The organism is Pseudomonas sp. PKS (assembly GCF_051913525.1).
GTDB classification, from domain to species: Bacteria; Pseudomonadota; Gammaproteobacteria; order Pseudomonadales; family Pseudomonadaceae; genus Aquipseudomonas; species Aquipseudomonas guariconensis_D.
This window is the reverse complement of record NZ_JBEGDO010000029.1, coordinates 14054-32756: the sequence shown is the minus strand read 5'-3', so window position 1 is coordinate 32756 and position 18703 is coordinate 14054. Positions and strand designations below refer to the sequence as shown.

Below are 18703 nucleotides of genomic sequence, written 5' to 3'. Positions count from 1 at the left end.
CCCATGAATTCCAAGAGCCTGGTTTCCGGACACGCCGACAGCGGTGCCTACACCGACCTCAACCGCTTAAGCTCGCTCAAGCACGGTGATCGCGACAGCGATGCCAACGTGCGCAAGGTGGCCCAGGAGTTCGAGTCGTTGTTCATCAGCGAGATGCTCAAGGCCTCGCGCAAGGCCAGTGACGTGCTGGCCGACGACAACCCGATGAACAGCGAGACGGTCAAGCAGTACCGCGACATGTACGACCAGCAGTTGGCCGTGAGTATGTCCCGCGAAGGCGGCGGTATCGGCCTGCAGGATGTGCTGGTGCGTCAGCTGTCCAAGAACAAGCCTGCGCCGGTCAACACCAGCCCGTTCCCGCGTGTCGAAGGGCATGCCCCGGCGCTGTGGGGCAGCAAAGTGGCCGAACCCATGCATTTCAGTGAAACGGCCGGCACCCGCAACGACGTGGCTGCGCTCAACTCGCGGCGCCTGGCCCTGCCGGGCAAGCTGACGGATCGTTTGCTGGCCGGCATCGTGCCGTCGGCGAGCACCACCAATACCGCTGCCGTGCCGGCCCGCGAAGGACAGCAGGTGGCCAGCGCCGCCCGCGCCTTCGCTGCGCCGGATGGGACGCGCATTCTTGGCCGCGCCGTGGCTCAGCCACCGCTGGCGCCGAAGAAGGCCTTCACCGACAGCGACCAGTTCGTCGCCACCATGCTGCCGATGGCCGAGCAGGCCGCCAAGCGTATCGGTATCGACCCCCGTTACCTGGTAGCCCAGGCTGCCCTGGAAACCGGTTGGGGCAAGTCGGTCATGCGCAATGCCGATGGCAGCAGCAGCCACAACCTGTTCGGCATCAAGGCCACCGGTAACTGGCAAGGTGGGCAGGCGAGGGCGATCACCAGTGAGTTTCGTGGCGGGCAGTTCGTCAAGGAGACTGCGGCGTTCCGTTCCTACGATTCCTACCAGGACAGCTTCCATGACCTGGTCAGCCTGTTGCAGAACAACGCGCGCTATCAAGATGCGGTGAAGTCGGCCGATAACCCGGAACAGTTCGTGCGAGAGCTGCAGAAGGCCGGGTACGCCACCGACCCGAACTACGCCAGCAAGATCTCGCAGATCGCAAGACAGATGAAGTCGTACGAGAGCTACGCGATGCTCGGTACCACAACGAAACTTTAAGGGTTTGGAACCATGGCGAGTTTGATCAATATTGGCATGTCGGGGCTGGGCGCCGCGCAGTCGGGGATGTACACCCTGGGTAACAACATCGCCAACGCCGATGTCGACAGTTATTCTCGCCAGCAGATCGTGCAGAAGACCAAGGGCTCGCAGCAGTATGGCCAGGTCTTCATCGGCAGTGGTACCACCCTGGCCGATGTGCGTCGGGTGTACAACGCCTTCCTGGAAAACCAGCTGCGCACCACCACGTCGCTGTCCAGCGACGCCACTTCCTACCTGAACCAGATCACCCCGCTGGACACCGCCCTGTCGAGCGCCGATACCGGCATCACCGCTGCGCTCAAGAGCTTCTTCGGCGCCATGCAGGACGCCTCGGCCAAGCCCAACGAGGACGCCTCACGCCAGTTGTTGCTGACCAGCGCCCAGACCTTGGCCAAGCGCTTCAACACCCTGTCGGCGCAGTTGAACCAGCAGAACACCAACATCAACACCAACATGGCCTCGATCGCCGACCAGGTGAACAAGCTCACCTCGACGATCGCCGAGTACAACGACCAGATCTCACGGATCTCGGCGGTACAGGGCCAGCCCAACGACCTGCTCGACCAGCGCGATGGCGCCGTGCGCGAGCTGACCGCGTTGATCGGTGCCGAGGTGGTGGAGCGCGAAGGCAACTACGACATCTACCTGAAGAACGGCCAGGCCCTGGTGTTGGGCAAGACCACCCAGACCCTGGGTGTCGAGCCGAGCCAGACCGACCCGACCCGCATGAACCTGGTGCTCAATCGCGGCACCACCAAGATGGACATCACCAACAGCACCACCGGCGGTGAGCTCGGTGGCCTGCTGCGTTACCGCCGCGAGACCCTCGACCCTGCGCTCAACGAGCTGGGCCGTGTGGCGCTGGTGGTGGCCGATGCCATCAACAGCCAGCTGGCCCAGGGCATCGACAAGAACGGCGAATTCGGCGCGATCCTGTTCGGTGACATCAACAGCGCCAAGGCCATGAGCGAGCGCAGCGTGCCCAAGCTGGGCAACAGTGCTGGCTCCGGCAACCTCGATGTGAACATCAAGGACACTGGCAAGCTGAGCACCAGCGACTACCAGGTGACCTTCACCAGCGCCACCGCCTACACCGTGCGCAAGCTGCCCGAAGGCACCGAGATGGGCTCGTACGACCTTGCTGACGATCCAGCCCCGGTAATCGATGGCTTCACCCTGTCGCTCAAGGGCGGTGCGGTGAGCGCCGGTGACAGCTTCAAGATCACCCCCACCCGTAATGCTGCCGCGGGCATGGAATCGGTGCTGACCGACCCCAACCGCCTGGCCATGGCTGCCCCGCTGACCAGCACCAACGGTGCCGGCAACAAGGGCACAGGCGCGGTCACCCCGCCGACCCTGACCTCCGAGCTGGACATCTACGATGCAGCCCAGCGCGCCGACCTGCAGACGGGCCTTAAGTACTCCACCCCGGTCAAACTGGTGTTCGGCGACGACAGCACCTCGCCCCAGGCCTACACGATGTACGACGCCAAAGGCAACAACATCGGTAGCGGCACCATCATTCCGGGCCAGGAAAACAAGCTGCAGCTGTCGGTGCCGATGGTCGATGGCAGCGGCAACCCGATCATGGACGGCGCCACTCAGAAGACCTTCACTTTCGAGATGAGCGTTTCCGGTGCGCCGAAAAGCGGTGACAACTTCACCGTGTCGCTGACCGGCGCGGGCTCTGCCGATAACCGCAATGCCCAGTCGGTGCTCGGCCTGCAGACCAAGGGCACCGTGGGTGTTGGTGCCGACGGCAAGGGCATCAGCTTCACCGACGCTTATGCCAAGCTGGTGTCCAACGTCGGCGGCAAGACCGCCCAGGCCACCATGGACGGCAATGCCACCAACGCCCTGCAGCAGTCCGCGTTGGACGGCCGCAACTCGGTGTCGGGCGTGTCGGTCGACGAAGAGGTCGGCAACCTGGTCAAGTTCCAGCAGTACTACACCGCGTCGTCGCAGATCATCAAGGCGGCCCAGGAAACCTTCGCCACCTTGATCAACAGTCTTTAAGGAGCCGTAGACCGTGCGCATCTCCACTTCGCAGTTCTACAACACCAGCAGCGCCAACTACCAGCGCACCTTCTCCAACGTCAACAAGACGAGCCAGGAGGCCAGCGACTTCCTGCGCATCCGCACCGCCGCCGACGATCCGGTGGGTGCTGCACGCCTGCTGCAGTTGGAGCAGCAGCAGAACATGCTGGAGCAGTACAGCGACAACATCGTCAACGTGCGCAATGCGTTGGGGACTGCTGAGAGCACGCTCAACGCCATTGGTACCATCCTGCAGCGCGTCAACGAGCTGGCGGTGAGCTCCGGTAACGGTGGTTTCACAGATGCTGACCGCAAAGCAAACGCCGATGAACTGGCGTCGCTTGAGGAGCAACTGTTCTCGCTGATGAACAGCAAGGATGAGAACGGCAAGTACCTGTTCTCCGGCTCCAAGGGCGACACCCCGCCCTATGTGCGCAATTCTGACGGCACCTACACCTACCAGGGCGACCAGGGCAAATTGAATCTGCAAGTGGGCGACATGCTCAGCCTGGCGGCCAACGAGACCGGCTACGACGCGTTCGAGCAGGCGCTGAACACCAGCCGTAGCGAGACCCACTTGACAGTTCCTGCGATCGACGATGGCCGTATCAGCCTGTCCAATGGTCAAGTCTCCGGTAGCGCGACCTACAACGACCGTTTCCGCAGTGGCGAGCCGTACAGCATCGAGTTCACCAGCAGCACTCAGTTCAAGATTCTCGATGCCAATGGCACCGATGTGACCCTGGAGGCCAGCCAGGGTGGAACCTTCAACCCTAATGGCGATAACAGCAGCATCAGCTTCCGTGGTGTCGACCTGCGCTTGAAGGTCACCTTCCAGCCAGGTGATGAGGCGAACCCGGATGCTGCCTTGGCCGGTCATACGTTCAGCCTGAGTTCCAAGGCTGACTCCATTGCCGGCACCCGTAGCCCGGGTAATACCTCTACTGCACAGATCACCGGCGCCAGCGTCAGCAATGACACTGCCTACAAAGCGGCGTTCCCGGGTGGTGGTGCAGTGCTCAAATTCACCAGCGCCACGGACTTCGAACTTTATGCGGCGCCTGTTACAGCCGATAGCCGACCAATCTCCAACGGCACGCTGAGCGGCACCACCGCGACAGCTGCCGGGGTGGACTTCGAACTCTCCGGCACGCCGAATGCCGGTGATTCGTTCGCAGTGAAGGTTGATACCCACCAGACCCAGAACGTGCTCGAGACCATCGGGCAACTGCGCAAGGCATTGTCCACGCCGCAGGATGGCGATCCGGTGGCGCGGCAGAATTTCCTCGCCTCGCTGGATTCGGCGATCGGCAACATTGCCAGTGCGACCAATCAGGTGTCCTCGTCGATTTCCTCGATCGGTGGACGCGGGCAAGCGCTCGATGTCCAGGCTGAGACCAACGAGGCGCTCGGTACCGAGAACAAGAAAACCCAGAGCTCGATTCGCGAAAGCGATCCGGGTGAAGTGATGCTTCGGTTGGAGATGCAGAAGAACATGCTGCAGGCTTCGATGCAGTCGTATGCCAAGATCGCTGGGTTGTCGCTGGTCAATTACATCTGATCGGTACTCAATAACATGCAAGGCGGTCCATGTATGCGCACCGCCTTGTCATCCAGGGCGGCGCAGGAGGCACCTGTGTCGTACGCCAGGTTCGTGACGCTGGACTTGTGACGGGGGCACCCCCTGCTATAGGGTTCGGGCGCGCATGAATAGAACGCCTCTTCGTGTAAGTGAGCATCCGTGAGTACACCACCCCTCGTCAGTATCGCTATTCCTGCGTTCAACCCGGACTTTTTCCGTCGTACGTTGGCCAGTGCGCTAATGCAGGATTATCCGAACCTGGAGGTTGTCATCTGTGATGACAGTGCCACTGGCGAGATTGAGGCGATCTGTGAAGAACTGCGCAGTACCACCCTTCATAACCTTCGATACCTGCGTAATCCCCAGCGATTGGGTTTTGCCCGCAACTTGATGGCATGCCTCACTCACTCCTCGGGTGCGCTGATCAAATTCTTGTGTGATGACGATACGCTGCTTGGCCACTGTGTCGGTCTTCAAGCCAAGATCCTGAACGAGTGGCCGCAGGTCAGCATGGTTATTAACCAGCGTCTGGTTTGCGCCGCCGATGACGTGCTGCTGCCGTCACGGCCATTGAATTTTGTGATCTCTCCCGGAAGTGCAGTGCTCAAGGGCACGGACCTGCTCGACAGCATCGCAGACAACGCGCCGAACTTGTTCGGTGGCATCAGTCATGCCTTGTTCCGTCGAGCCCAGGTTGAGGAGTACCTCAGCTCACTGGTACAGGACGGTCACGGTTTTGTTGCGCGCCTGGACCTGGCGTTGTACGCATGCTTGCTGCGCCGAGGTGACTTGTGCAGCCTGCAAGAAGTTCTGAGTCTGGAGCGCGTGTATCCGGGAAGGCTAAGCCATCAGTCCTTTATGACCGAAGCGTTCAAGATCGAGACCGAGTGGCTGCTGCAAATGCTGGCAGCACGCACGGGGGAGGCAGCGCCCTCGGCTGGCTGGGTGCGTTATCTGCCCCTGTCAGAATATTTCGGCGGGGAAGGGCAAGTCTGGGAAGAGATGGACATGCGCTCCGCGTTCTCCAAACAGATTGCCAATTTCTACCAACAAGTAGGCACACACAGCCTCGATTTCGCAGAGTTGTATGCCCAGTGGCTGGATTGCCGGGAGCTAGCACCTGGTCAGTTGCGTCTATTGCCCAAGCGTATCGAGCAATGGCCACGTTTGCCGCGCATCGTGCCGGCGATCGTCTGTGACGAAGGCGATGAGCGAGCCTTGCGTGTCACATTGGACAGTTTGGCCGTGCAGTCCTATGCGGCCAGCCAAGTCTTGATCGTGGGGCCGGCTTCTCTACGCAGTTGCGCGAGAGAATCGCAGTTCATCCTTCGTGATGAAGATGAGTTCACTACGCTCAATCATTGGCTGAGCAACGATGAGCAGGCCGATTGGGTGTTCCTGCTGCGTGCCGGTGATCGCTTGCATGCGCATGCACTGGTGATCATGGCCGAGCGCATGGCGTTGCGCGACGATTGCATGTGTCTTTACAGCGATGAAGGCACCCACGATACCCTGGCGCCGTCTCGTCCGATCTTCAAGCCAGATTTCAATCTGGATCTGATGCGCAGCATGCCCTATGTGGGCCGCCTGCTCGTATTCCGGAGGGATGCGCTACATAGTCTGGGCGGTTTCGATACGACGTTCGGAATGCTGGCTCCGCACGATGCGCTCTGGCGGTTGGTCGAGGCTTGTGGATTGCAGGCGGTGGAGCATATTGCCGAAGTATTGGTGCATTGCGAGCAGACCTATGCCGATTGGCAGGAGGATCCACGGGGTCATGTCCAGGCCGCACGTGTGGTGCAGGCTCACCTCCGGCGCTTGGGCGTGGATGCTCAGGTAGAGGGGCTGCAGGGTAGTCAGGTGTCCCGCATCACCTACTTGCATGAACGTGCTGCAAGTGTCTCGATTTTGATTCATGTCGGGACGCAGTTGAATGCGTTGATGCGTTGTGTCCAATCGCTGTTGGCCAATACGTCCTATAACGATTTTGAGGTTTTATTGGTCGCCGATGAGGATACGCCCACGCAAATCCTGAATTGGCTGGCGGCAATGGCCGATGTAGGAGGCGAGCGGTTGCGCAGCGTGCAGGTTCCCGCCCAAGGGCCTGCAGCCAGTCTGAACCAGGCCAGTCTTCATGCGCGTGGCGAGTATCTGCTCGTACTCAATAGCAGATGTGTGTTGTTCGACAACCAATGGCTGTGGGAGCTGATGCAGCATGCCCAGCGTCCTGAGGTCGGGTTGGTAGGCCCAAAGCTTTTCTCCAATGATGGACGAGTCGTTTCCGCGGGAATGGTGCTCGGGCTCAACGGTGGTGTCGGAAGCCCATTACTCGGTTGTGCGGTGAATGCCGACAGTTACATGAATCGGCTGCGCCTGGTGCAGGACTGGACCGCGCTGAGCCTGGATTGTCTGGTGATACGTCGTCAGTTGTTCACCGAACTGGAGGGGTTGGATACCACCCACCTGAAACAGACGTTTTTCGAAGCTGATCTGTGTTTGCGTGCGCGTGAGCAGGGTTTCCTCTCAGTGTGGACGCCGTTTTCGAAGGTTGTGATCTTCCCGGCTGAAGATGCTCAGGCATTGACTGGAAACGTGGAAATGGCTGATCGCGAAGTGTTTTTCGAGCGGTGGCTGCCTTTGATCGCCAGAGATCCAGCATACAATCCTAATCTCAGTCTTAAACTGGCGAACTTCAATTTCGAGCCTGGTCTGCGCAGCGGCTGGGACCCCTTTATTGCGCGTGCGATGCCTTCGGTGCTGGCGTTACCCAGCAACACTACGGCCATTGGACACTATCGAGTTGTGCAGCCATTCAATGAGCTTGAGCGCGCAGGCTGGATTCAGGGTCGTATCAACTACAGCACGCCTGAAGTGATTGAGCTGGAGCGGGAAAGACCTGACGTTGTCATCCTGCAGTGCCGCTACATGCCGTTCAATCTCAAGGAAATCAGCCAGTTCAAGCGTTTCTCCAATGCCAGGCGGATCTATGAACTCGATGATTATGTCATTGAGCCTTCGAAGAAAAATGACCATGTCCGTAATTTGCCAAGCAATATTCGCGAAGTGGTAAGGGAGGGGATTGGCCTGTGTGATCGTGTGGTGGTTTCGACTGAGCCATTGGCAGATGCGTTGGCAGACATGCATCACGACATTCGCGTCGTCCCGAACATGCTCTCGGCCCCTTTATGGACGGGGCTTGGTAGCCAGCGCCAGACCAGTGCCAAGCCGCGCGTGGGATGGGCAGGTGGAACCAGCCATCGCGGTGATCTGGAGTTGTTGCTGGAGGTGATCAAGACGTTGGCCGATGAGGTCGATTGGGTCTTCTTCGGCATGTGTCCAGAAATGCTCCGGCCGTATGTGAAGGAATATCACACGGGTATCTCGTTCGCTGGTTATCCGCGCAAGCTGGCCAGCCTCAACCTCGATCTGGCGCTGGCGCCGCTCGAGCAGAACCTGTTCAACGACTGCAAGAGCAATTTGCGGCTATTGGAATACGGGGCGTGTGGGTATCCGGTGATCTGCACGGATACGAAGGCCTACGCCGGCTACTTGCCTTGCACAAGAGTCAAAGAAAACACGACGCAGCAGTGGCTCGAAGCGATCCGTATGCACCTTGCCGACCCGCAGGCCAGCTACCGCCAGGGTGACGCTCTGCGAGAGATGGTCCTGCGTGACTACGTTTTGACATCACATCATCTACAGCATTGGGCCAATGCCTGGCTGGCGGACTGAATCTCACCACCCGGCAGTGCTGGGTGGCGAATCGACATTTTACAGAGGGCTCTATGGTCGATATCGCGACTACACCGTGCAATGAAGTGACTGTCGTTCTGCTAGGGCAGGGAGAGATCGGGCATCGTGCCCGTGCACAGTATTACTATCAGCAGGCGGGCATTCCTTGCCTGTCGTTGGAGCCATTGCAAGCAAGCAGTGCTGGTGAGGTGTGCCGTCAGCGTCTGGAGCAGGTGCTGCAGCAGGTTGCCACACCGTTCGTGGCGCTCGCTCTGGACGCCGACTTCGTTCTGGCCTCGGCCCTGCAGCGTGCCGCGGCCTGCCTGCATGAGCAGCCAGACGCCATCGCAGCACAGGGGTATGCGTTGGGTTACGTAGCGGGCAACGCCGAGGTGATGTACTACAAGCTCGGTGCGAGCCTCCCGGAACGCGACGAGGACGGCGCGCGTGCACGTTTGCACCAGTACGGCCTGGCAGGTCGACAAGCCTGGCGCGCCGTAGTCCGCGTGCCCGCCTTACAGGCGGCACTGGCCGCCATGCCGATTGGCTCGGATTTCGCTGCTTTCCGGTTGGGGGTGTCCTATGCCGTCCTGGCTCAGGGCCTGGTTGTCGAGGTAGAGCAGACTGATGTGGTCTGTGCTCGTGAAGCTGCCGTGAACGCTGTCCTTCAGGGCGAGCAACTGAACGAGGCCCTGCGCAACGTGCGTGAATGGGATAGCGAGCATCTGAAATTGTGCTCCAGTGAGGCGGGGTTTGCCGTGCTCAACCGTTTTGTTCGCGATACCTATGGCCAAGGTGATGCGCCTTTGTTGTTCACCTCCACTTGGGTAAGTGTGAGCGATGAGCCGGAGCGGCGTTTCGAGCCGCGCCAATACATTGAAATGCCTTACTACAACAAGGCATTGTTCGGACAGTTGACCGCCCTTGAGTTCCTTTGCCATGCCTGGCCGGCGGGGCACGCTCAGTATCAGGCTTTGGAAGGTTGCTGGGTGCGCCAGCGGGACTTGTTGCGAGTCCATCCCAATGACACTGCCGATAGCCTGCAGCTACGTCACTGGGAAGCTTTGGCGCTGGGCTTGTTCGATCCACAAGTCTGTCGGGAATTGGTAGGTGCCCTCACCGGTCCGGACGATGCCGCGCGTGCAAAAGAGCTTGCCGATTGGCTTGAGCGCCTTGAACAAATCCCAGGTATCGAACAGCAACAACGTTTGCACGCCACGCCATCGGGTTATGTTCTTGCAGCGCTTGAAGCGGCTACTCCGGACAGTGCTGCGATTCAGCAAGTAAATGCCCATCTGGATAAGCGTCCAGCCGGACAGATCGCGTTCGTGGTCCTTGATCTGGGGAATGACGATAAGGCGTTGCAAGCTACCTTTGACAGTCTGCTGGCCAGTGGTATTCGCAACTTCAAGCTGGTGGTGCTCAAGGGCGGTCAGCCTCCGGCGATTACCACTGCTCGGGATATCTTGCATTTTATCCAGGTGAATGACGGCAATTGGCTGGCGCATTTGAACCAGGTTGTGCGCCAGTTGCCCTGCGAGTGGTTGATGTTGCTGCAGGCAGGAGACGAGCTGTGCAAGGGAGGGCTTCAGCATCTGCTTGTCGAACTGGCCGAGTCGCCTGCATGCCAAGCAATCTGTGCCAATGAGGTCCAGCGGGACGAGCAGGGCAGACTGCACGCTGTTGTCCGGCCAGGGGCAGATCTGAACCTGTTGCGCAGCCAGCCGGACTTGATGTCGCGACATTGGGTGATACGGCGCCAGGCAGTTCTGGACCTGGGCGGGTACAGCGAAACACATCGCCAGGCGCTGGAGTTGGATCTGCTGCTGCGCCTGGCTGAGACACAAGGGCTCGGTTGCCTTGCTCATTTGGACGACTACCTGGTTGTGGGTGAGTGCGCATCGAAAGCCTTGATTGAACAGGCCACAGCTGTCGTCAACCGTCACCTCACGCAGCTGGGGTATCGCGCACAGCTCAGGGAGCAGCAGGATGCCGGTTTGGTCATCGATTTCCGTCATGCAGCGACGCCGCTGGTGAGCATCCTGATAGCCAGTGACGGTGACAGTGACCAACTCGAGGCATGCCTGACCAGCGTCATCCAGCGAACCCGCTATCCGCGCTATGAGGTGCTGGTGGCCTGTGCTGACGAAGAAATGACTGCCCTAGTACGCTTTGGCGGTCGGGTGCGCCTGCTCAGCGCAGATTCCAGGACTCCGCTTAATACCAAGTTGAACCTTGCGGCCAGCCAGGCGCGGGGGGAGTACTTGGTACTGCTTTCGGCACGTTGCCAGGTAACCACGCCAGCTTGGATCGAGGCTCTGCTCAATGAGGCGCAGCGCCCAGAGGTTGGTGTGACGGGGGCGCTCCTGCGCGCCGCTGATGGCACATTGGCCCACGCAGGCTATGTCCTGCAGGAAAATGCAAAGGTCATCTCGCCTTGGCAGGGGTTGTCGCCTGAGGAGTGTGCCCAGATTCGATGGCCACAGGCTGTGCGCAGTTGTGCAGCGGTATCCGGTGACTGCTTGATGGTGCGCCGAGATGTGTTTGAGCACAGTGATTGTTTGCCGCCACAACCTGGCGGCGATATCGACTTGTGCGTGCGCATCGGACAAGCGGGGATGCTGGTCCTGTGGACACCCTTTGCTCAGTTGCTGGACAGTGCTGCGGCTAGCGTGCCGATCATGCAGGAACGCAGGCTCCAGGTTGCCGCGGGATTGTCGATATCCGACGACATATCCCGGGGCAATGCGCTTGGGTGGCTCGAAGGGATCTGAAGTAGTTGTGCGCGTCGCCCAGTCCGTGTGGGTGAGCGACGCTTGTCAGAAGAGTGAACCGATCGCTGCCGTCCTGGCACTGATCGGTTCAAGCACGTGCAGGAGGGTCAGTCGGGCATCCAGGCCGAGCGCCAGAGCTGTAGGTGCGCAGCATCCAATATGCAGCCGTCGCTTACCTGCTTGCGCAATTCCGCGCCTTTGCTTCTCGCTGCTTGCAAGTCATCCAAGTACCGATTGATAGCGTCTTTCCACGCGCTCAGCTCGTTGGCTACGCGGGTGACCTTCAGTTCGTTATGGAAGGCGCCGACGTCGCTGCAGATCACTGGATAACCACAGGCTCCGAGCTGCTTCAACTGCAGTTCACCGGCGCTCGGGTCACAGGCAGTGTTGTGTAATGCCAAGGCAATATCGAGATTGAGCGCTGCCAGCATGCCGGGTGTGAACTGAACGTGGTTGCTATGGAGTTCCCGCGCATGGTTGTGCAGGTAGGGAGGGACATCTCCCCATAGCACCCAGTCCACTTGATCGGCAAAGTGACGTACCAGTGACTGAGCCAGATCAACTGTGTTCGGATCTAGGGTAGTGAACGCGCACCCGACGCGCGGCTTGCCATCCAGGCGTGCCGCAGGCGGCAAGTTGGCCCAACGGTAATCCAAACGGTTTTCGACCACTCGGATATCACTGTGCAGTCCGTCGATGGCTTGCGCCAATGCTTGGGTTGGAACCACGACACGGTCGACCAGCTCGGCTGCCTGACGCAGTACATTGCGGGCTATCGGCGAGTCGAGGGCAAGTGCCGCGCCACTGACGTCCAGTACCTTAAATGCAGTGCTCCAGCGTAGTGTCTGGCGCAGTTGGGCGAGGTGGCGTGCATCATTGCGGTGCTGGATGACAATCACATCTGGCTGCAGGCGTGCCAGTTCCACTGGTGTAAGCAGGCGCTGGCTCAGGCCGCCCTGGATGACCCCTTCGTCACGCATGCTGTCGAACACCGGACGCAGGCGTTCGTCGGCTGTCTGCTTATCTTGCGCCGGATAGCCTAGTACGACCGGGAGAGGGCGCCAGCACAACGGCTTCCAGGTCAGTGCAGGATTGGCTTCGAAGTCAAAGCCACTGCCGCTCCCGCGTAGCGAAAGGTTCTTGTTGTACGCTGGATCATTGGCCAGCGCCGGGAGCCATTTCTCGTAGGCGTTCTGCTGCTCCTGAAGGCATTGTCGACGGACGTCGGGGATTCTCCTGGCATCACGCAAAAGTATTCCGCCGTCGTGCATCAGCAGTGCATGAGGTGTCCATACATTCAGGTAGCCGCGCTCTGCAACTTTCAAACACAGGTCCAGATCGTTGAAAGTGAGGGCGAACAGCTTTTCATCCATACCACCCACTTCAAGATACAGGGCCCTGTTGATCATCAGGCAACCAGCACCTACTGCGCTCACGTTCTGCTCGACCTGCAAGCGTTGCAGATAGCCGGCAGCGTCTGCCTGTTGATCGACGAAAGGGCTGCCAGCCGGGCCGCGCAAGCCTCCGACCAGTCCGGCATGCACGATCATGGCGTTCTGATTGATGAGTTTGGCACCCACGACACCTGTTTCTGGCCGCAAGGCATGGTTCAGCAATTCATCGAGCCATTGCTCGCTGATTGCCATGGTGTCGTTATTCAACAGCACCAGGAATTCACCGCGGGCATGGGTGGCGGCAAGGTTGTAGAGGGCGCTGAGGTTAAGGGGGCCGTCATGATGCAGCACGCGCAGCCGCATCTCGGAGATGCTGGCGATCTCAGCGAGCCAGGCGTGTATCTCCGGGGATTCGCTGTCGTTGTCTACCAGGATGATTTCAAAGTGTGGATAACGTGTCTTCTCCAGCAGGCTTTCGACGCAGCGCTGGAGTAGCGGCAGGTGTTCGCGGCTGGGGATCAGGATCGATACCAACGGTTGCGAAACATGCTTGTACTGAATGTGGTAGTGGCGGGGGAGGTTCTCTACAACTTCTGCCTGGGGGTAGCCCCTATTGGCTAAGTGGCGCAACAGCGTGTCGCGTTCATCAGGGTTATGCTGCAAAGAAGGGGTGTCGCTGACGATCAGCGGCTCCTCCAGATGCGCAATGCCCACAAGTCCTTCGGCTTCGATGAGTCGTAGGATCAGATCGAACTCTAGCGCCTGCGGCGCTCGTGCGTCGTACCCTCCAGCTTGGACAGCCAGGTCCCGGCGGATGAGCCAGTGGGATGCCATCACCAATGGCAGGCTCAGGAGGTAGTCGAGGTTCATACTGGGACGCAGCACGGCGCCTGGTCCACCTTCGGAACGGAAAATGCCGTCGCAATAGATCATCCGGCAACCTTCCGCGCCTGGTAGTTCCAGATCGAGCATCAAGGATCCGGAAGGCAGCACCTCGTCTCCGGCCTCAAGCAACATGATCCAGTCGCTGTCGTCACCTTGCAGTACTTCGTTCAGTTCCGGAGCACCTGGCGAGTCACAGCGCAGCCAATGCACGGTCTCGTGATGGCGGGCATCCATGACCGGTCCCAGGACCACGGTGCGCAATCCGATGGAGGTGTTCGACTGCCACCAGGCAATGCTATCCAGCGTATCGCCGAGTGCTGCCATATCCCCCTTGGAGTCACGTACCAGCAACGTCAAGCGGGTCAGGCCGCGTAATAGCTGACGCCGATCATCCACCAGTGTCTGCTGGCTTGGTGTCAGCTGGCGCAAACTGAGCCATTGTTGAAGTGAAAGCACGCGGCTATCGGCGACATGTTCGCTAGCGGCGCGCTGGGTTTGCTGCAGAAAATTTTGTAGCTGTGGCCAGAATGCTTTCTCGATGTCCAGCCAGCGCATGCGCGCCTGCATCACCGTTGCGCGTGCCCGCTCGAGGCCGCCGGGTTCGTCATACAGTGCGGAGCCGTGATTGCCGAATTGCTCGAGGAATGGTTGGGTGGTTACGTGCCCGCCGGGCATGTAGATCACCGGGCAACCGCACAGCATGGCTTCGGTGCACGTGGCGGAGATTTCATAGCTGTATAGCACGGCCGCGCTACGGAAGATGTGCGCGAGTTGCGCCAGGGTCTTCGGATGGGCCAGGCTAAGGACTTCCACGTCGTCCGGTAACAACGAGTAGTCGATCTTCGAACGATCGATGCGGTTGACGTAAAGATAGCTGCCGCTGCGCTGCACCGGCTCTGAGGGTGGAGAAAAAAGCTCCGAGTCGATCACCGGCAGCAACAGCAGGTTGTCGCTCTGGGCATCGCCGCGGAAGTCCTGGGTGTAATAGAAGAACAGATCGCTGTCCTGGGCGTCGATCGTCTTGCCGGTGAGGAATCCTTCGCGGTTGAGGATGTAGCGGACGACGACTGGCGCGCCAATGGCGTTGCCATCCATTACCTCTGGGTAGACAGCGATCGGAGCTACGCCTATCGATTTATGGTGTTGCCGGAGCTGATCGGTGAGTATCGGGGTGCGCAGGTTCGGGTTGGTCTTGCAAGGTAGGACATACGCCTCGTAGCCCGACAGGTTGAGCGCATGGCAAAGGTAGTGCAGGACACAGATGCCAGATGATGTTTCACGGTAGTCTGGTGCGAATATGTAGTACGGATGGCGCGGCTGACCATGCAAGGACGGAACGTTCATGGTCACGCTCTGGCGTCCGAGGCATGTTCGCAAATGACATACACGCTGGCACACAGGTCAGGGTAAACCATTCCCAATGCCTGGCAGGCATCCATGAAGTGATCATCGATCAGTCCGCTTTGCAGGGCTTTGTCCAATTGGAAGTTGGCCAGCGGTTTGAAGAACACGCCGCCGCGCTGGGTGATGTGCCAGCCGGCTCCACGCGCTTCCTGTTCCAAGGTATCGAGGCTGTAGGTGACCCGGTGGCCATGCAATCTTTCGCCCTCGGTGACGGCGCTATTGTGCTCGATCAATCCCATTTTTACGGCGATCTGCCGCGATGGAGCGTTGGCGTTGGGAACGGCAATGAACAGTCGTCCGCCGGGCGCAAGCCAGTTGCGTACACGTTCGAGCACTTTGCGCCGGTCATCGAGGTGTTCAAGGGTATGGATCAGAAAAATGTTGCTATAGCGAGGCTCAAGCTGCGCCTCTTCGAAGGTGCTGCAGACGAACTTGATCGGCGCGTCGACTCGGCTGCGGGTCACCTCAATGAGATCGCTGGCGGCTTCGATCACCGTCAGGTCATCGAAGCGTTCGGAGAACAATGCAGTGAAGGCCCCTTCGAAGCAGCCCATTTCCAGCGCGGGACCGCTCCGTAGCCATGGTGCAAAAGTTTCCAGCATGTAGCGTCGCAAGCGTGCATCGAAATCGTAGAAGTAGCTACGGTGGGCGTTGTCCTGGAACTCTTGGTTGTAGTCGCGTTTAGACATCGGATTATCCCTGGGTTTTGCGGTAGAAGCGCTGATCTTCAGGCTGATACCACTCGTGAAGGCTTGAAGGGGTGCGTGCATACCAGCCGAGCAGTTGCTGAACGGCAGGGGGTTGTGACAGGCAGAAGTCATCACCCAGCGCACGGCAGTAATCGAATTGCGGTTTGAAGAAGCTGCGCGTGAACGTCAGCGTCAGGCAGCGACGAGATGCTGTCGTGCGATTGATGCCTGCGGCATGCCAGATACGCGAGTCGAACAGGTACACCGATCCGGCGCTACCCAATGCTTTGCGGGCCTGCGCTTCGAACTGTTGGTCGTCCGGTTGGCCAGGTGCGGTGTGCGAGCCGGGAAGGAACAGCGTGGCGCCGTTTTCGGCGGTGAAGTCGTCCAGCAGCACCAGTGCCTGGGCCATCTGCATCGACTCGGCCGACCAAGAGCGGACGTCGCGATGCACATTGCGGACATAGGCATTGGTGCTGTTGCGGTTATCGAGCCCGCCGAACGAGTTGAGTATGGGGACCCCGCCGAGCATGTGCTGCAGATGGTCGACGATACCTCGCTGGCAAAAAAGCTCGAGCAGCCCGACGAAGCAACTGTCCTTGGACAGGATGTGATGGGCAGTCTGCTCTGTCCGGTTGGTGATGCCGTTTTCCAGCTGGACCTGCCGACAATGGGTAATGGCCTTGGCAAGGTCCGTACGCAACTGATCCACACGCTCGGCAGGGATGACATCAGGAAGGCAGGCGTAACCGTTGCGGCTGAGCGCTTCGCGAACCTCGGTCATTGGTCCTGCTCCCGCTGGCCTTGCCATTCGCGGTACTGGTCGGTCGTCACGCCCAGCAGTATCCGGTCCCAGCGGCGTCCCTTGCGGTAGTACCATTGCCGCTGAACCCCTTCGATGACCCATGGCGCCTTGCGGGTATATGTTGCAAGGGAGGGTTCGTTGTATTCGATGATCGTGGTCCACAGACGGCTCAAGCCCAACTCATCGAAGGCGTATCGCATCACCGTCGCGATCACGTCGGTGCCATACCCTTTTCCTCTAAGCGATTGGTCGCCGATCATCATGCCGTGTTCGGCGGTACCGTTCTTCCAGTCGATTCCTACCAGATTGGCGGTGCCAATCAGACCGTGGCCGGCCACTTCGATCCCGAATCGCTGGTTCAGTGAGTCATTGCCCAAGCGCAGCAACCAGTCTTTCTGTGCCTCGCGTGAGACCGGGAAATGCCAGCCGCCCAGCAAGCTCCATAGCGCCTCGTCGTTCGACCAGCGGTGCAGCAAATCTAGGTCGTCGAGTTCAAGTGCCCTGAGCAAGATACGTTGACCTTGAATGCTCATGATGTCCTCTCGTATTGGATGACTGCCTCGGCGAGGCGCTGCATGGCCTCGCAGTCATAGCGTTGGTCTAGGGGGAGCGGCAGCAGGCATTCGGCCAGATGCCGCTCGAAAGGCGGCGCTGTCGGGCTGTCGATCACTTCGCGCCAATAGCACGGCACGTAAATGGTCTGCATGAGCAGGTGCCGACGCAGGCCTGCGGCTTGCTGCGGTGAGTCGAGCAGCAGCGGGTAGCACAGCGCGGGTGGATTGTGTGCAGGCCACGCCGTGAAACGGTTGAGGCCATCCAGTCGTTGCCTCAGCAGTGCCAGGTTGTCGATGCGTCGACGTGCGATGTTGAGATAGTCGATGCTATCGAGTACACGTCGGGTGCTGTCGGACATGGCCTCGATGCCGGCATCCCCCAAGCTGGCTTCGCATGCCTGGTAGGCCGCGTAATGCTCATCCGGCGCTTGCTCCAGACGGCCCAGCAGCGCTGTGAAACGGTGGCGCGACTGTCCCGGGCGCGGTGGCTCGAGATTGCCCGGCGCATTGACCAGCCAGCCACCATCGGCGACACCGACGAACTTGCGAGGTGAGTAAAGTGTGGGAATGCCTGGAGGCGCTTCGCAAAACAGGGCTTGGGAATTATCGATGATCAGTTGTTGGCCATAGCGCTGCGTGAGGTCTTGGTCAATGTATTGGCTCTTGAGCCCGAAATAGTTGACGAAGAGCAGCGCTTCGTCTGTTTTCAGGTTAACCGGTGTGGCGATCTCAAGGCGGGCGTCAAGCCCGTAGGCCTGCACCGAGACGTTCAGGCCCTCAAGGGCTTCGACCAATACTCCACACAGGTAGTACGGCAGATGGACCCGGCGCAGCCCGCGTGCTTGTACCAGTGCGCGGAACGCCCAGCGCGCTGCGTTGAAGGCAGCGGCATGGGGGTAGAGGCTCTGGCCGGTGCGTAACTCCAGCTCAAAATAGCCACCGATGGCCTTAGGCATGCTCGATCACTCCGAGCCTGGCCCACTGCGCCACCACGTGCTTGTCGTTGAACATCAAGGCATCGATGATCGAAAGCCCCGCCACGAACGGTTGGTCATTATCGCCTTGCTGGTAGGGCGGCAAGGTGGCGCTGAGCAACTCAAGGGTGAGGCCTGCCTGGGCGAAAGCATCCGCTTGATAGAGGTGTGCGCCGCCGGCCGGATTGAGGTAGTGGGTTGCACCACAGGCGCTGACGATCTCGATGACACGCTGCTGGCCACTGGAACCACTGTCCAAGCCCAACGCGCTGGAACGTGAGAGGCGTGTGTCGATCTCCAGCAAGCGGCAGCACGCCTTGAGCAGGCGCTCGTTAAGGGTGGCGATGCTGGCCGTGGGTGGCTCGAGCAGCTCGGCCAGCCATGCCAGCACTGTCTCGCGGAATGGGGCCTTGCGATAGGCCGCCTGTAATTTATTGAGGATATCCTGGGGCGCGAAGGTCTCAGCGATACGTTTGTCGAGGATGTGCTGGTTGTGGCTGCTCTTGGCCAGCGCTACGCGAAACCATTTGGGCTCGCCGTCGAGCAGGTAGCGATTGCGCTCGATCCACCCATTCTTGATGAACTGCACGTCATCGTAGAGGACGAAGTGGTCCACGGCTGCGATCAACTGCAGATAGCCAAGGTAGGGCAGGAAATACGGTTGCAT

Annotated in this window: 11 protein-coding genes; 5 read left to right on the top strand and 6 right to left on the bottom strand. The window is 59.6% G+C overall.

All coding sequences use genetic code 11. The annotated features are described in order from the left end of the window. Positions 1-3 precede the first annotated feature (3 nt). The 5 genes from flgJ to ABOA88_RS21795 all read left to right on the top strand — a co-directional run bounded on the left by flgJ (position 4) and on the right by ABOA88_RS21795 (position 11331). Entirely contained in the window at positions 4-1164 is a 1161-nt protein-coding gene (gene flgJ, locus ABOA88_RS21815) for a flagellar assembly peptidoglycan hydrolase FlgJ (protein WP_367851230.1), read from the top strand. A 12-nt stretch (positions 1165-1176) separates the two neighbouring features. Further along, positions 1177-3222, top strand: a complete 2046-nt coding sequence (gene flgK / locus ABOA88_RS21810) for a flagellar hook-associated protein FlgK (RefSeq protein ID WP_367851231.1) — start codon at positions 1177-1179, stop codon at positions 3220-3222. A 13-nt stretch (positions 3223-3235) separates the two neighbouring features. Further along, the gene (locus ABOA88_RS21805; RefSeq protein ID WP_367851232.1) at positions 3236-4804 is read left to right on the top strand and encodes a flagellar hook-associated protein 3; all 1569 of its coding nucleotides are present in this window, start codon (positions 3236-3238) and stop codon (positions 4802-4804) included. Between the two features lie 180 nt (positions 4805-4984). After that, positions 4985-8557 (top strand): glycosyltransferase, encoded by a 3573-nt coding sequence (locus tag ABOA88_RS21800; protein ID WP_367851233.1) that lies wholly within the window; start codon positions 4985-4987, stop codon positions 8555-8557. A gap of 53 nt (positions 8558-8610) precedes the next feature. Next, positions 8611-11331, top strand: a complete 2721-nt coding sequence (locus ABOA88_RS21795; protein ID WP_367851234.1) for a glycosyltransferase — start codon at positions 8611-8613, stop codon at positions 11329-11331. 107 nt (positions 11332-11438) lie between these two features. On the opposite strand, the gene ABOA88_RS21790 is transcribed toward ABOA88_RS21795, so the two are convergent. From ABOA88_RS21790 to ABOA88_RS21765, 6 genes are read right to left on the bottom strand one after another with little or no spacing between them, the layout of a single operon-like run. Continuing rightward, the gene (locus tag ABOA88_RS21790; RefSeq protein WP_367851235.1) at positions 11439-14954 is read right to left on the bottom strand and encodes a glycosyltransferase; all 3516 of its coding nucleotides are present in this window, start codon (positions 14952-14954) and stop codon (positions 11439-11441) included. A 2-nt stretch (positions 14955-14956) separates the two neighbouring features. Next, positions 14957-15703, bottom strand: coding sequence for a class I SAM-dependent methyltransferase (locus ABOA88_RS21785; protein WP_367851236.1), 747 nt, complete (start codon positions 15701-15703; stop codon positions 14957-14959). 4 nt (positions 15704-15707) lie between these two features. Continuing rightward, the gene (locus ABOA88_RS21780; RefSeq protein WP_367851237.1) at positions 15708-16487 is read right to left on the bottom strand and encodes a phytanoyl-CoA dioxygenase family protein; all 780 of its coding nucleotides are present in this window, start codon (positions 16485-16487) and stop codon (positions 15708-15710) included. Beyond that, positions 16484-17041, bottom strand: coding sequence for a GNAT family N-acetyltransferase (locus tag ABOA88_RS21775; RefSeq protein WP_367851238.1), 558 nt, complete (start codon positions 17039-17041; stop codon positions 16484-16486). Before ABOA88_RS21775 ends, ABOA88_RS21780 begins: the two co-directional genes overlap by 4 nt. Further along, entirely contained in the window at positions 17038-18018 is a 981-nt protein-coding gene (locus ABOA88_RS21770; RefSeq protein ID WP_367851239.1) for a hypothetical protein, read from the bottom strand. The genes ABOA88_RS21775 and ABOA88_RS21770 overlap by 4 nt, the downstream gene beginning before the upstream one ends. Further along, complete coding sequence (locus ABOA88_RS21765; protein WP_367851240.1) at positions 18011-18703, bottom strand: WbqC family protein; 693 nt, start codon at positions 18701-18703, stop codon at positions 18011-18013. The genes ABOA88_RS21770 and ABOA88_RS21765 overlap by 8 nt, the downstream gene beginning before the upstream one ends.

What these genes read in the sequence shown, in the direction of transcription:
- flgJ (WP_367851230.1), top strand. Translation starts at nt 4, where the DNA reads ATGAATTCCAAGAGCCTGGTTTCCGGACACGCCGACAGCGGTGCCTAC.
- flgK (WP_367851231.1), top strand. Translation starts at nt 1,177, where the DNA reads ATGGCGAGTTTGATCAATATTGGCATGTCGGGGCTGGGCGCCGCGCAG.
- ABOA88_RS21795 (WP_367851234.1), top strand. Translation starts at nt 8,611, where the DNA reads ATGGTCGATATCGCGACTACACCGTGCAATGAAGTGACTGTCGTTCTG.
- ABOA88_RS21790 (WP_367851235.1), bottom strand. Translation starts at nt 14,954, where the DNA reads ATGAACGTTCCGTCCTTGCATGGTCAGCCGCGCCATCCGTACTACATA.
- ABOA88_RS21785 (WP_367851236.1), bottom strand. Translation starts at nt 15,703, where the DNA reads ATGTCTAAACGCGACTACAACCAAGAGTTCCAGGACAACGCCCACCGT.
- ABOA88_RS21780 (WP_367851237.1), bottom strand. Translation starts at nt 16,487, where the DNA reads ATGACCGAGGTTCGCGAAGCGCTCAGCCGCAACGGTTACGCCTGCCTT.
- ABOA88_RS21775 (WP_367851238.1), bottom strand. Translation starts at nt 17,041, where the DNA reads ATGAGCATTCAAGGTCAACGTATCTTGCTCAGGGCACTTGAACTCGAC.
- ABOA88_RS21770 (WP_367851239.1), bottom strand. Translation starts at nt 18,018, where the DNA reads ATGCCTAAGGCCATCGGTGGCTATTTTGAGCTGGAGTTACGCACCGGC.
- ABOA88_RS21765 (WP_367851240.1), bottom strand. Translation starts at nt 18,703, where the DNA reads ATGCAACCGTATTTCCTGCCCTACCTTGGCTATCTGCAGTTGATCGCA.